Raw genomic sequence first — 13,417 nt, forward strand, 5'->3', positions numbered from 1 at the left:
GCTACAAGGCGCCGCCCGTAAGCAGTTACGGAGCACGGAGGGATGGAATGCATCATTGGAGGCTTTGCACACCATGGGGCTGACTGATTATCGAGCGCTGCTCATCGATTGTGATGAAGTCCTGGTCGATCGCGACTCGGGCGTCTGGGCGGCGTTGCAACCGCTGCTCGACAGCCGGGGCGGGCAGCCGGACAAGGAACAGGTGCTGGCCGAATACGGCGAGGTGGTGCGTGCACTGTATCCGCGCTTCGGTGAGCTAGGCTTCAGTGGACTGCTGTGTTTCGCCCATCGCCAGTTGGCCGAGCGCTGGGGCCTGAAAGCCAGTTGGGAGGAGGGCATGAGCTTTGCCCGGTCGGTGGCCGTCTGGTCGCTGTTCGAGGACGCGCCGGGGGCGATGTTGTACCTGCGCAAGTTCTATCGCCTGCTGGTTCAGGGTGATCGGGACGCTGAGGATCGCGGGCTGTTGTGCGAGCGTTTGGGGATCATGGCGGATGATTTCATTTCATTGGCCAGCGACCCGTTGCAGGACTCGGAGTGGCTTCAGGCCAATGCGCTTAAGCCAAGCGAAATCCTGCAAGTGACCCGACCTTCCGCCAGCCCGCAGGCGAGTAGCGGTGTGTGCCTGATCTGTCGCGGCCGGGTCAAACACCCGACGCCATGTGCTGCGGATTATTGCATCAACAGCATGGCGGATCTGGTGGCTCAGCATCAGCTGTCTTTACGGCGCTGATTTTGCTAGAAGATTGTCTTACAAACGGCAGTCAAGAGGTACGCAATGGAAGGTTTAGTCAAACTGGACCGGATCGACATCAGCATTTTGGTCGAGCTGCAAAAGGACGGGCGCATGACCAACGTCAGCCTCGCCGATGCCGTGGGATTGTCGGCCAGCCCCTGCCTGCAACGGGTCAAGCGGCTGGAGTCGGCCGGGTATATTTCCAGCTACAAGGCGCACTTGAACCTGGCGAAGATCACCGATTCGGTGACCGTCTTCACCGAGATCACCCTGAGCGATCACAAGCGCGAAGACTTCGCCAAATTCGAGTCCAACATTCGCCTGGTCGATGAAGTGCTCGAGTGCCATTTGATCAGCGGTGGCTACGATTACCTGGTGCGCTTCATGACCCGCAGCATTCAGCATTATCAGGAAGTGATTGAAAGCCTGTTGGACAAGAACATCGGCATCTCCAAGTACTTCAGCTACATCGTCATCAAATCCCCCGTGCTCAAGGACGGCGTGCCGTTGCGTAAGCTGCTGCGGCACTGAAACACCCTCAATACCAACACAAATCCCCCTGTGGGAGCGGGCTTGCTCGCGAAGAGGCCGTGTCAGTCGGTAGAGATGTCGACTGACCCACCGCTATCGCAAGCAGGCTCGCTCCCACATTTGTTTTGCAGTGCGGCATGCACCGCGTTTGGACAATTCCTCGCTAGACCTTCTCAACCCGCCTCATCCTGGCGCAAGCCGCATAAACCTCTGTTTCAATCCGCAAAAACAGTCACCGATGGCCCCGCACGCACCGATTTCAGAACAAAGCGCAAAAGTCTCTGCGCTGTAATGCGTACAGAAAGAGGGGCGCGGTTTGTGAAGGTGCTGATTTCGGGAGGATGAAGCACCTGCAACGAATCGCTGAATAACACCAATCGGAGCCAAAAAAATGCGAATGAGCAGCGCAAAAGCACTATTGGGTTACGGCGTCTTCATGCTGGCCAGCAGCAGCGAGGCGCACCAGATCTGGTACGAGCAGCCACCCGGGCAACCCCTGGCGTTGTACTACGGCGAATATGACAAGAACATGCTGGAAGTCACACCGGGCGGGATGGACCGGTTCCAGCAACTCAAGGGTTGGTCGATTGGCAACAATTCGAAACTATTGAATCTGAGCTTGCAGCGTCAGGCCTTTGCGGTGGCTCATCAGGCGACGGGCGATGACTCGCTGCTGGCCCAGGACCCGCATTATCCGATCTTTGACCTGCATGAAGCCGACAAAACCCTGAAAACCCACTGGACGCCTGCGACTCGATGGGTCGGCGATTTACGTGCGCGAACCCCGGAACTGACCCTGGACATCGTGCCCACCGGCCGCGTCGACGGCAACAAAGCCCAATTCCAAGTGTACTATTCGAAAAAACCGCTGGCGGATCAGGACGTTATGCTGGAAACCGGCTCCGGCGAAGTCTTTGCCCAGCGTACTGATGCGGCGGGCAAGGTCAGCTTCGAGTTGCCCTGGCAGGGCACGTATGTGGTGGCGGTCGAATACAAGGACCGCACCCCCGGTGAACGCGTCAGCCCCCAGGGCAAGACCGAGCCGTACGACCTCAAGAGCTTCAGCTCGACGCTGTCGTTCTATCGGACGCAGGGCAAACCATCGTTGCCACGGGCACCGTCGCAACTGCCAGCCTCCGAAGTCGCCCGGTTGAAGAAACAAGCCTGATCCATCGCCCCTACAGGAGTCACCGATATGTCCCAATCTTCAGGATTGGCCGGGCAGGCGGGAAGTGTTTCCGCTGCGCTGGCCGCCCCCTGGTAAAAGCCAACACCCGGATGTTGGCCATTGATGCCTTGCGCGGTTTCGTCATGCTGTTGATGTTGATCGACCATGTGCGCGAAACCTTTCTGTTGCATCGTCAGGTAACCGATCCAATCGACGCCTTGAGTGTAACGCCCGACTTGTACTTCACCCGGATGCTCAGTGAAATCTGCGCGCCAGTCTTCATCTTCCTCACCGGCCTGTCGGCCTGGCTCTACAGCCAGAAACACACCGCCAGTGAAACCTCGGTGTTCCTGCTCAAGCGCGGGTTCTTCCTGGTGTTTCTGGAAATCACCTTCGTCTGCTTCGCCTGGAACGCCGAGTTCCCGCCCAAGACCTTGTGGTTGCAGGTGATCTGGTGCATCGGCATCTGCATGATCGTGCTCGCCGGGTTGCTGCACTTCAAGCGCGGCTGGCTGATCGTGCTCGGGGTGGTCATCGTTGCCGGGCATAACCTGTTCGATACCGTGACCGTCGGGCCGGAGTCGCCGTTCTTCGTGCCTTGGTCGATCCTGCATCAACGGGTGTTTATCGACATCACCGAGTTCACCGGGCGCGCACTACTTATCCGGTGTTGCCGTGGATTGGGGTGATTCTGCTGGGTTGGGCCATCGGGCCGTGGTTCGGCAAGGACATGGAGCCGGCCGAGCGCATTTCCCGGTTGGTCAAACTCGGCGTCGGCTTGCTGGTGGCGTTTGTGTTCATTCGTTACTTGAACGTCTACGGCGAGAAGCCTTGGGTGCAGACCGGTGACTCGTTGCGCACCTTCATGAGTTTCATGAGCGCGAAGAAGTACCCGCCGTCGTTGATGTTCCTGATGCCAACGCTTGGTTTGGGGCTCCTTTTGCTGGCGTTGTTCGAGAAGCTGCAGGATCGCTGGTCCACCGCGACGCTGGCGATCTACGGCGGCGCGCCGATGTTTTTCTATTTGCTGCACCTGTATGTGCTCAAGGCCATGTACCTGGCGGCGGTCGCGATCTGGGGCGCCAATCAGGGCGCGTATTACGGCTTCGATAACCTGCCGACGGTGTGGCTGTGGAGCGCGATTCTCGGGGTGTTGCTGTTCTTCCCGACTCGCTGGTTCGCTGCTCTGAAGCAGCGGCGTCGCGACATCGCGATCCTCAAATACCTCTGAGGTGCATACCTCTTGGTGAGTTGCCCATGGTGTCCCCCGTTCGGCGGGACACCTTGCAGACCCCGGACTTGTGTGGAGTTGCACTGTGAAGACCCTATCGACACATACCCTGCTATTGGCATTGGGCGGGCAGTCGCTGCTCGTCCTCGCTTCAGAGCAAGACAACGCAAAAGGCTTTGTCGAGGACAGTCAGTGGAGCCTGCTCAACCGCAGCGTCTACGACCGCCGCGACTATGAACACGGTTCGTTGAGCAATGGCGCACGCAATGCCTACAAACCTCGCGCCCAACGCAGCGACCTCGCCGAGGAATGGGCCTACGGCTTGATGGCCGATTTCACCTCCGGCTACACCCGCGGCATCGTAGGCTTTGGCCTCGATGCTCATGCCTATTCCGGCTGGGAACTGGACAGTGGAGGTGGGCGGGCTGGCAAGGCGCGGCTGCTCGGCGTCGACAATGACGGCCACCCCAAGGATGAATTCAGTCGTGGAGGTGCCGTGGCCAAACTGCGGTTTTCCTCCACCGAACTGCGCTACGGCGAACAGCGAGTGAAAACCCCGGTGTTTGGCTCATCCGACAGCCGCCTGCTGCCTGAAACCGCCACCGGCTGGCTACTGACCAGCCGCGAACTGCCCGCCACCACGCTGTACGGCGGCCACTTCAACGAAAGCACTGACCGCAACGCCACCAGCCATGACCAAGGCTTTGTGGTCAATTACTCCAATGGCAAACAGGGCGACAGCTTTGATCTGGTGGGCGTGCGCAACACGGCGCTCAAAGGGCTCAACGCCAGCCTGTTCAGTGCGGTCTACGCTGACACTTGGCGCCAGCACTACCTCGGCGCGGTTTATACCCAGCCGTTGGCCGACGGCCAGGACCTGACCTTCGACCTTAATCTCTATCGCACCCAAGACACCGGCAAGGCCTTGTCCGGCCGGATCGACAACACCACCTGGAGTTTTCTGACGACCTACAAGGCCGGCTCCCACAGCTTCGGCCTGGGTTATCAGAAAGTCGACGGCGACACGCCCTACGACTACGTCACCCGCGGTGCCATCTACCTGAGCAACGCCGTGGCCCTGTCCGACTTCAACGCGCCGCAAGAGGCGTCCTGGCAAGCCAGATACGACCTGAACATGACCGGCTACGGCATTCCCGGCCTGACCTTCGGCGCACTGTATGTGCGCGGCAGCGGCATCGACGGCAGCCATATGGACCCGAACGGCGGCTACAAATGGCTGGGTTACGGGCAGGGCGGCAAACACTGGGAGCGCGATCTGCAAGCCAAATACGTGGTGCAATCCGGCGCCGCGAAGAATCTCGCGTTTACCTTGCGCCACGCCGTACATCGCGGGAATGCCGCTCAGGCGGAACTGGATGCCAACCAGATCAGGCTGGCTATCGAGTACCCGCTGGGCGGGAAATTCTGAGTGCGCAAACGAGAGACCCTGTGAAACCCGGAGCAATCAACCCAGCAGAAATTTTTTTGAAATCAAGGGGTTGCCAGCTTCGGGAAATCAGTACATAATTCACGCCATCGAAAGCACAGACGGCTGAAAAAGCCTAATGTTTTCAAAGGGTTAGAGAATGATTTAATCATCTCTCGAAGCTCAGCGTTTGTATGCATTTGGTGTCGTGCTACTGACATCAGATGTTTGAGGCCGAGTAGCAAAATGGTTATGCAGTGGATTGCAAATCCACCTACGCCGGTTCGATTCCGACCTCGGCCTCCACTTTAAACGAGCTCCGTAGATCTTTGATCTACGGAGCTTTTTTATTTTCGCGGTCCTGCAAGATTTAGTCTTGAAAAGGGCATCTGCGAACTTGCTTCACCGGGGCGGGGTGTATATATTTCCCCCTCTGTTGCACAAGCGTCAGAACTGCCAGTTTTTTTGGGCAGCCGTAAGACCGCTTGATCGCGCTACCGCCCGAATGGCGAAATTGGTAGACGCATGGGACTTAAAAGCATCTGACTGTCAACACCCCTTCAGATCCTCCGCATTTCTTCGATTCACTCTCAACACCCCGCAAACACTAGGCCTCAGCCACTTCACCATCGACATTCTGCTCTCCATCTCCAGGCTGATTTTTTCGCCTTGGTAGCTTTTTGGGAGCTGGTGGTCAAATTAGGGCCATCTCCTGGCAGCTTCTGGTCACGCGACTAAGCTCTCGCCAAATTATTTTCACTTTTCTCAAAAATATTTTTACCACCGTTTTGCAGCTCCCAAGCGCACCCTTTTGGCTTTCTTCGGGCGATAAAAAACCCGGTCGCTGGGCCAGGTTTTTGGGAGTGCCTCGGGCATCATGCCAGGGCCTCAGTTGAGCATCGTGCTCGGGTGAATCAGGTCTATCTCAGGAAGCCGGTAGCGTCACGCAGGGCAGTACATGGTCTCCGAAAAACGTACTACGTCCGCACGTTTGTAAAACACTCTTCGGCTGATGTGCTTATGCGCTGGAATTTTATCAATATGCTTCCCCGCATATCGCCAAAATCGCAGGGTTTCCGCAGAAACACCAAGGATCGTAGCAGCCTCTTCGGCGCGGATATAATCGCTCATACAACATTCCTTTTAACGTAAATGGTCATGCAAATCAGGCCTGTCTCCCCGATCTGTCAATTTACGTTAAATGTTTGGTTGAGGGCCGTCAAGGTGCGAGATGCAGAAACATATGAGTATGTCAAGAGCATACTCTTAGATGGGCATAAAAAAGCCCGGACGGGGTAGCAAGAGAGACCGTCCAGGCTTGGTGCTGAGGGAAAAAGGAGGTAAACCCTGAACACAACTAATTATAACATAGTAATTATATAAGTGTTCGTGGTTGGCTACTTTTTGTTATCAAATTTACATTGTATTGAGGTTTAGGTCGCCTATTTCGTTTTGGGCTTTGAAACCGTTGGTGCCAGGCTTGTGCTTAATACGAGCGCTTACTATTTTCCCTTCTGCTTTAATCAGATCCTTGATGTTCTCCATTGGTGTGCTTGTTGCTTTCGAGATCTTCGAGATTACTGAGTTGCTGATCTTGATGGCCATCTCGCTATTACCACTGCCATAGACTCTATGCCAAAAGTGACGGCCCGCATGTTCGCCCGACATTACTTGCAATTCCATCAGGATCGTTTCACCACCAGTCTTTGTTGGCTTGCTGTTGAATGACCTGAACTTAATCATGGCATCGTGGGTTGGCATGGCCTCCGTTGAGTCCGCTTTCTTGTTGACGATCTTAATGTCGCCTTGTTTTCTGAACTTTCTTTTCAATGAGTTGATGTGAGACTTCGCGAAGATTTGGCATGAGCGCCATGCTGCTGCTTCCTGCGATTCACCTGGTCGTGGCCTGTTTCTTGGATACTGCATGTCGCGGAAGTATTCATTGCCAGCGTGGTCAATGTTGTCTACTTCGAAAATTCGCTTTGCGATCTCATCCTGGGTTGAAGATGTAATCATGCCGCCGATGATCCGATTCAGTTCATAAGACCTCCCACGAGCACCTGTTTGACCTGTTGCCTTACGAGGCGCGCCTGGTTTGTATTCGACTTCTAAGCCATACGTAGACTGGTGAAGCTTAAAGTCGTCGACGTCAGCTGGATTGCCTGGGTTGTAAAAGCTGATCGCATAGTCTTTACGTTCAGGGTGGGCCGTATAGACGTAATAGCACTGGGACAGCGTTCTCCAGCAAGGATCAATTGCCCGAAGTAGGCGCCCATCAATGAAGTCGTCCAGGGCCTCAAGCATTGCCGCACAGATAGCGTTGTGCTCTTCGGGGAAAACTGGCCTAGAAGGTGCGATCACAATCCGAAAGCGCGGTGCGGCAAGCGTATGGCTATGGCTGGTGTACACGAAGTGCTCAAGGTTCAGATCGAGTAGGGCATCTTCCACTTCCTCCAGAGCAACCATGTCGTCGTCATAACCCATACCAAGCTTCTGGTCGATATCGAAAATGATGACTGACGAGGAGATCACGTTGGAGTCGTTGCGTGTGGGTAATCTAAAAGTGGCCGGCACGAACGTCTTGGCATTCGTTTTCTCGACCAAAACTGTTGGGAGTTCAAAGTGTGTCTTGAACAGGGACTTCAGGGAGTCTGTTGTTTGAGTGGTTACATGGCCTGTCGCGGCTGATGTTTGTGTTGAATACTTGATTGTCATTTTGGTTGCCTTCTTTGCTTTAAGGGCTCTCACCGCCCTGATGTATCCAGTATTAAAAATGAGCAAACCTTCGCGCAACACTTTTCTAAAGTATTTGGGCTTCGCTAGTTAGTGGAAAGCAATCAAGAGCTGAGCAGCGTGATGTATATAGGTCGAAGCGATGAGTTCCGTGCTTCTGGGCTTTCAAGTAGTAAGTTGAGCTGAGGCGTATTTACAAGAAGTCTTCCTAAGCCAAAGATGTGGCCCATCACCCCCGTCCTGGAGCTACCCCCACTACCCAACTCTCTATTAAGAAGAAAAAAGAAATGGGCTACCCCCACTACTACCAGGGCAGTGCTTGGGCCGCTAAAACATTTGGTTCAGGAGGACTTTTTCTTGGGTCGTTTGATTGAGGCTATGTATAGGTAACTTATTTAATTTGCCTATTTATTTGGTTTGGCATTGATTCAGTAGTTGCTCATTTTTAATACTAGATACATCAGAGCGGTGAGAGCTCTGAAAACATCAAAGAAGGTAATTGATATGAATGCAGTTAAATCAATAGGCGCCAAGGTAGAAGCCGAGCGCAAAGTAATTATTATCGACAACAACGAACAATCCCTGGACAAGGCGCTTGAGCTTAAAGAGTACGCCAACGTCACTCGCTTAGTGTCAGTCGACGGCAATGTCCTCCGCGCAGTCTCTGTCGCTTATAAGACCTCATCAGGACTCCACAGCGAAGCTCAGGGTCAGATCACTAAGTGCATCTACAGCATGTCGAAGCTGTCCATCGCTCTGCTCATCGCTACAAACGACGGCAGTGACAAAGCGTTCGACAGCTCTGCATTCGAGATCGCCCGTGATGCTTTCGTAAGCGGCAAGCTCGAAGAGAAGGCAAACGTCCTGGCCACGGCCACTGGCCGCGCACCCGAGGCCTGCTTCAATCTGATCCAACGCAAGCTCGCTCAGATGAATGAGCAGATGAACGCGAAGACAAACCTTCTCACAGCTCCTGGCGAGACCGCAGAGAGCCCAGAAGCGATCACAGCGATCATCCTGAAGGATGGAGGCAGGTTCGCCGTTAGCCTGCCCACGGGCGACGGCAAGACGTCCAAGATCAACAACCCAGTCATCCAGCACTACCTCGACGCCGGCAAAAAAGTCCTGGTGATCTCCCACCGTCGCTCGATCAACAAAAACGCGGCAAATATGGAAGGCATTGTCAGCTACGACGAGTGCGACCACCCAGAAATCCTAGCCAATGCAAAAGGCTTGAAAATAGTCGTCAACTCTCTCTCTAACTACAAGTTCAAGCATTTCATCAGCGGCGTCGACCTGGTGGTGATCGACGAAGCCTCGCAGGTCATCAGTCACGTCCTCGGTGGCGAAGTTAAGAGCCGCCAGGCCGTATGGGACACCCTGAATTTTGTCGTCAAAAACACCGCTAACGTGATTTTCAGCGATGCAGACATCGACAGCCGCTGCATGACGATGCTGGGTGAATGCAGGCTTTTCAGGAAGGCCGCTGACCACTCGAATATTACAGTCCGCACCGGTGACATCAATCACGTCCGCGCCTTGGCAGTTGAAGCTGCTGTAGGCACTGATGAGGTAGCTCCAAAAACCGTGCTGATCGCCTGTGACGTAGTCAAAGAAGCAATGGCCTTGGCAAAAGCAATCGAAAAGAAAGGCGGCCCCAAGGCTCTGGTGATCAATGCTGACAATGCGCGATGGCCGGAGCAGGCGGCGTTCATTGCGAATCCCAACTCAGATTTGCATAGAGTCGTAATTTACAGCCCGGTCATCACATCTGCGCTGTCGATTACGTCAGGCCACTTCAAGTCGCACTTTGGTATTTTTCAAGGCCAGATCGTGCCGGGTGACGCCATTCAGATGTTACGCAGGGACAGGACTGCCGAAACATTCGTGGTCGGGATCAAGCACCCGCAGTACAACAAGCTTGAAGCAGTGGAAGTGGCTTACAAAAATGACGAAGTGAGGATGGAGGAGCTCTTGGCATGTCTCACAATCGACGACGAGGCTAAAGACAAGATTCGCTCCGTTGCGTTTGCAAACGTCAAGCTAAGCGAGTTCCAGTGCCTTGAGTACACACATCGTTCCCAGGAGGCATGGTTGCGGGACAACATTCAGAACTGCTTGCCTGCAAGCCTGATCGCCCGTGGATTCAACATCGAAGTTCTTGAGTACGACGAAGTACAAGCCGAGGCTGGCTCGCGAGCTGATGGCCAGGCACGCAAAGCAGTTAAAAACGAGATCGCAACCAAGCTCATCAATAGCGCTAAAGGCAATGAGGCGTTGATCCAGGCCGTTGTGGAGGCCGGCTCAGCAAACGAGGAAGAGTTCCTGCAAGCGGTTAGAGGCCAGGCTGCAGCGGTAATGAAGGTCAGTGACTTCAACAAGTCGGATGCCAAGCTCTGGGGGTTCGGCGAAGGTGAAGCGAAGATTGTGAAATACCGAAAGCTGCACCAGCACTTCCACTGCGACCAGTTCGTCGAGTTGAGCGCACCGAAAGTCCTGTCTCTTCTCAAACCTGTCGTCCAGGTGATGAGCGAAACGAGTGATTGGTCGGGAGATGACAGTGTTGCGCTCTTCGACAAGCTCAACGCCATTCGCTCTGACGTCATCAACTTCGGTATCAGAATTGGATCAGCTAAAAGTGAGCAAGCGAAAAAGGCAGACATCACCAAGATCTTCGGCCAGTTTGGACTTAGCGTAAAGCGTCGTGAGCGCACCAAGGATGTTGACGGCAAAAAGAACTTCTTCTACGTGATTACCCCAGATTCACTCGCTCAGATGAACCGCTACATCTAAGTACAAGGCGCCAAGGAAGGCGCACTAATATACCCAATATAAATATTTTGCCAAACTTGCTAAATGCTATTGAACGGCCAAAAGCTCATATTTATTATGGAAGGTATAGCAAGAATAAAAAAGGAAAGCTATATGACCGCTGCATTGAATATACCTGAGCTCATCAATATGGGCGAAGTGATGGATGTTAGAAATCTGTTTCTGAAACTGAATGGCTACAAGAGCGCAGACCTGGATCTGATTTATAAAACAGGGATGGCTTGCAGGTATGCCGGACAGAATTTCAACTGGAACGAACGCAATGATCAGGTTTTCGGGCGTAAGCCAGTTACTTTTGAGGAAGCCTTGTTCCCACCAGAGCTGCCCCCAGTCCCTAAACCATTTCGTAGCTGGCTCGAAGTGATGGTTTCACTATTTGGCGGTCTGAATGACTGTGAATATGAGCCAAGGAAATACAAGATGAAGTACGTTACCGAGCATACCTATCAGCCGGATTGGGTGGACTCCCTTAACGATAGGTTGGTCTGGGAAGGGAAAGGAGTCATACCTAGTCTCCAGGATGCCAACAAATATAGATGCGTGGCCAGACAGAACGGTGTTCACTTCATCTTCATCTTCCAATGCAAGAACATCAACTGTCCATGGGCCAGGCCTCGAAAAGACGGAACTCGTATGACTCTTGAAGAGTGGTGTAAGAAGGAAGGCTTTGACTTCACATTCGAGGGTGAGGAAGCTGAGTTTAGAAAAACGCCACGATATCTTCATCTGGTCAAAACGTTCGGTAAAGACCGGGTTTCATTGATTGATCAATTGCTTGCCAAGTAACTCTAGATAAACCACATGACGTACAGAACACAAGGGCCACGATGGCTCTTTTTTTTGCGCACAAATAAGTGCTTTTAATAGTGTTATAATATTTACCATAAGAATAATAATAAAGAGCACGACATGCGTAAGATCTTGGGGATCGATCCAGGTCTCTCCGGTGGACTATCAATCATCGACGAGCAGTTCAACTTAATTGCTTGTATTCCAATGCCTACTGTTTTTGTTGACGGCAAAAAGCGTCGGGTTGACCCGCGTCCTGTATTTGACTTCATCAGTCTTCATCAGCCTGAACTAGCGGTTGTGGAGCTGGTTGGTGCAAGGCCTGGCCAAGGTGTCGTGTCGATGTTCAATTTCGGCGATGCCTTCGGTGCCGTCAGGGCTGTCGCTGAGTGCCTGTGCCCTGAGGTTAGGTACTCCAGGCCTCAGGAATGGCGCGGGCATCAGAGCCTTACGGGGCTGTCTAAAGAGCAGATCGCTGAGGTTGCCTATGAGGTGTTCCAGGCTGAGCAGATCTATGGCAAGCCACGGGCTGGCAAGCGTGCTGTACGTGACGGTATATCCGACTCTCTGATGATCGCCAAGTACGGCGTGCGGTTTCTGGAGTAACGGATGGCACGTCGGACTTCACTCACCGAGAAGGTCATCAAAGACCTGGAAAAGCACATTATGCAAACCACGAGCATTCGTATTGCTTGTGGCTGCGCGGGCGTTCCAGTGTCGACCTACTTCTTCTGGCTGAAACAGGCCCAGGAGATCGCCGATGGTGAGGAAGACGAGTCTCTTTTAACCAAAGAAGAGATCCTTTGCTGGAATTACTGGATCGCACTGAGATAGCGAAAGCGAAGTCGTGTAAGCCTGCAATTGACACAGTCATGAAAGCTATCAAGAACGGTGATGCAAACCAGGCGTCTCGCTTACTTAGCAGGCGGCTGCCTGAAGAATTCGGTGACTGGAATCGCAAAGAAGTAACCATCAAGCAAGAGTCCGCAGAAGAATCCAGTACCGGCATCGCCTTAATTCCGTCCATGGGCGCAGACAACGACCTCGATCTGATGCTCCAGCAGCAACAAAGTGATGCGCATTTGCTCGCAAAAACAAAAACAAACGAACTCTCATAATAATAAGAAAGGTTCTCAGATGATTAAGCAAAGAAGTTGGGGTGATTGCGGTGTTGTAACACTAATCAATGCACTAAATGACAATGGTATGACTTTTTTCAATGGCCCACTAGGATACGAGCAAATGGTGGCCCTGTTGAATGACCGTGACAGCGGTCTGACGATTCAAGAGGTAAGTGCGGTACTTTTCTTCACTGGATTCCACCCGACGTATCTGCCACTTGAGGGGTTCCAGGCCGCATCCGGTATAAAAAATGCCTATGTAATTGGAAATAGCGCTCTGCAGTATGGTCTTAAAGGTGAGAAAGCTATCTTTCAAGTTAAGACTAAGTCCGGGCTACTTCATCTCGTATATTTTGATGGTTCCTTCATTTGGGATCCGTCTGTCAATGCTCCAGAACATCCTGGCTTTGAAGACTATGAAGCTATCGTTGATGCTGTTTTCTTCAAACCCACTGCATCTAGAAAGAAACATAATCGCGAAGAATTCATTCGGGTTTTGACTTCAAAATCCAAGCTTCTAACATGGTGCCAAGGAATTCCACGAAGAATTCTGCTCAAAATTCATGGGGCAACTGACAATATTGTTGGTCAGGAATACTTGGTCAAACAGAAAATTGCTGAGTATGAGGCTGGCCGTAAAGTTACCGGAAACAACACTATTTACTCTTCACCGGTTCTAAAGGACGGCGAGACTATTGCGATCCTTGACCCAAACGAGGTGATCCTGCCATGTAGCCATGCAAGCCGGACTTTTAGTTTGTGATCAAAAACAGCCAGCCGCTTGTGCGCAAACAAAGCTCTTCTGATGTGCTGCATACGGTACGGGAAGGTGCTTTGTGAGCTGTATGCAACA

12 protein-coding genes, 1 tRNA gene and 1 pseudogene are annotated in these 13,417 nt (G+C 52.8%); 12 read left to right on the forward strand and 2 right to left on the reverse strand.

The features are described 5' to 3' along the window. Nucleotides 1–73 precede the first annotated feature (73 nt). From JFV26_RS27160 to JFV26_RS27185, 6 genes and pseudogenes are all read left to right on the forward strand, one after another. Entirely contained in the window at nucleotides 74–730 is a 657-nt protein-coding gene (locus tag JFV26_RS27160; RefSeq protein WP_201196648.1) for a 2-haloalkanoic acid dehalogenase, read from the forward strand. Between the two features lie 45 nt (nucleotides 731–775). After that, a complete protein-coding gene (locus JFV26_RS27165) occupies nucleotides 776–1,264 on the forward strand; it encodes an Lrp/AsnC family transcriptional regulator (RefSeq protein WP_008055821.1) in 489 nt (162 codons plus the stop codon). 397 nt (nucleotides 1,265–1,661) lie between these two features. Then, complete coding sequence (locus JFV26_RS27170) at nucleotides 1,662–2,432, forward strand: DUF4198 domain-containing protein (RefSeq protein ID WP_242487910.1); 771 nt, start codon at nucleotides 1,662–1,664, stop codon at nucleotides 2,430–2,432. Nucleotides 2,433–2,459: 27 nt separating this feature from the next. Continuing rightward, nucleotides 2,460–3,663, forward strand: a pseudogene (locus JFV26_RS27175) (DUF1624 domain-containing protein). A gap of 85 nt (nucleotides 3,664–3,748) precedes the next feature. Further along, the gene (locus JFV26_RS27180; protein WP_201196652.1) at nucleotides 3,749–5,092 is read left to right on the forward strand and encodes an OprD family outer membrane porin; all 1,344 of its coding nucleotides are present in this window, start codon (nucleotides 3,749–3,751) and stop codon (nucleotides 5,090–5,092) included. Between the two features lie 229 nt (nucleotides 5,093–5,321). After that, a tRNA-Cys gene (locus JFV26_RS27185) sits at nucleotides 5,322–5,395 on the forward strand. 636 nt (nucleotides 5,396–6,031) lie between these two features. Here the strand turns inward: JFV26_RS27185 and JFV26_RS27190 are convergent. Further along, nucleotides 6,032–6,220 carry a helix-turn-helix domain-containing protein gene (locus JFV26_RS27190; RefSeq protein WP_109522313.1) on the reverse strand — a complete coding sequence of 63 codons (189 nt, stop codon included), beginning with the start codon at nucleotides 6,218–6,220 and terminating at the stop codon, nucleotides 6,032–6,034. A 285-nt stretch (nucleotides 6,221–6,505) separates the two neighbouring features. Continuing rightward, the gene (locus JFV26_RS27195; RefSeq protein ID WP_201196654.1) at nucleotides 6,506–7,804 is read right to left on the reverse strand and encodes a hypothetical protein; all 1,299 of its coding nucleotides are present in this window, start codon (nucleotides 7,802–7,804) and stop codon (nucleotides 6,506–6,508) included. 522 nt (nucleotides 7,805–8,326) lie between these two features. On the opposite strand from JFV26_RS27195, the gene JFV26_RS27200 reads away from it, so the two are divergent. The 6 genes from JFV26_RS27200 (at nucleotide 8,327) to JFV26_RS27225 (ending at nucleotide 13,327) form a co-directional block, all read left to right on the forward strand. Further along, nucleotides 8,327–10,615: a DEAD/DEAH box helicase family protein gene (locus JFV26_RS27200; protein WP_201196656.1), complete on the forward strand. Its 2,289-nt coding sequence runs from the start codon at nucleotides 8,327–8,329 to the stop codon at nucleotides 10,613–10,615. A gap of 132 nt (nucleotides 10,616–10,747) precedes the next feature. Continuing rightward, complete coding sequence (locus JFV26_RS27205) at nucleotides 10,748–11,440, forward strand: hypothetical protein (RefSeq protein WP_201196657.1); 693 nt, start codon at nucleotides 10,748–10,750, stop codon at nucleotides 11,438–11,440. A gap of 123 nt (nucleotides 11,441–11,563) precedes the next feature. Next, nucleotides 11,564–12,049 (forward strand): hypothetical protein, encoded by a 486-nt coding sequence (locus tag JFV26_RS27210; RefSeq protein ID WP_201196658.1) that lies wholly within the window; start codon nucleotides 11,564–11,566, stop codon nucleotides 12,047–12,049. A 3-nt stretch (nucleotides 12,050–12,052) separates the two neighbouring features. After that, entirely contained in the window at nucleotides 12,053–12,277 is a 225-nt protein-coding gene (locus JFV26_RS27215; RefSeq protein ID WP_201196659.1) for a hypothetical protein, read from the forward strand. A gap of 38 nt (nucleotides 12,278–12,315) precedes the next feature. Further along, nucleotides 12,316–12,561, forward strand: coding sequence for a hypothetical protein (locus tag JFV26_RS27220; protein ID WP_201196660.1), 246 nt, complete (start codon nucleotides 12,316–12,318; stop codon nucleotides 12,559–12,561). A 19-nt stretch (nucleotides 12,562–12,580) separates the two neighbouring features. Beyond that, the gene (locus tag JFV26_RS27225; RefSeq protein ID WP_201196661.1) at nucleotides 12,581–13,327 is read left to right on the forward strand and encodes a hypothetical protein; all 747 of its coding nucleotides are present in this window, start codon (nucleotides 12,581–12,583) and stop codon (nucleotides 13,325–13,327) included. Nucleotides 13,328–13,417 lie beyond the last annotated feature (90 nt).

This window comes from Pseudomonas sp. TH31 (assembly GCF_016650815.1).
In the GTDB taxonomy this organism is placed as follows: domain Bacteria; phylum Pseudomonadota; class Gammaproteobacteria; order Pseudomonadales; family Pseudomonadaceae; genus Aquipseudomonas.

Excerpts from the sequence above, each read along its gene's own strand:
- JFV26_RS27160 (WP_201196648.1), top strand. The coding sequence starts at position 74 with ATGGGGCTGACTGATTATCGAGCGCTGCTCATCGATTGTGATGAAGTC.
- JFV26_RS27165 (WP_008055821.1), top strand. The coding sequence starts at position 776 with ATGGAAGGTTTAGTCAAACTGGACCGGATCGACATCAGCATTTTGGTC.
- JFV26_RS27170 (WP_242487910.1), top strand. The coding sequence starts at position 1,662 with ATGAGCAGCGCAAAAGCACTATTGGGTTACGGCGTCTTCATGCTGGCC.
- JFV26_RS27190 (WP_109522313.1), bottom strand. The coding sequence starts at position 6,220 with ATGAGCGATTATATCCGCGCCGAAGAGGCTGCTACGATCCTTGGTGTT.
- JFV26_RS27195 (WP_201196654.1), bottom strand. The coding sequence starts at position 7,804 with ATGACAATCAAGTATTCAACACAAACATCAGCCGCGACAGGCCATGTA.
- JFV26_RS27200 (WP_201196656.1), top strand. The coding sequence starts at position 8,327 with ATGAATGCAGTTAAATCAATAGGCGCCAAGGTAGAAGCCGAGCGCAAA.
- JFV26_RS27205 (WP_201196657.1), top strand. The coding sequence starts at position 10,748 with ATGACCGCTGCATTGAATATACCTGAGCTCATCAATATGGGCGAAGTG.
- JFV26_RS27210 (WP_201196658.1), top strand. The coding sequence starts at position 11,564 with ATGCGTAAGATCTTGGGGATCGATCCAGGTCTCTCCGGTGGACTATCA.
- JFV26_RS27215 (WP_201196659.1), top strand. The coding sequence starts at position 12,053 with ATGGCACGTCGGACTTCACTCACCGAGAAGGTCATCAAAGACCTGGAA.
- JFV26_RS27220 (WP_201196660.1), top strand. The coding sequence starts at position 12,316 with ATGAAAGCTATCAAGAACGGTGATGCAAACCAGGCGTCTCGCTTACTT.
- JFV26_RS27225 (WP_201196661.1), top strand. The coding sequence starts at position 12,581 with ATGATTAAGCAAAGAAGTTGGGGTGATTGCGGTGTTGTAACACTAATC.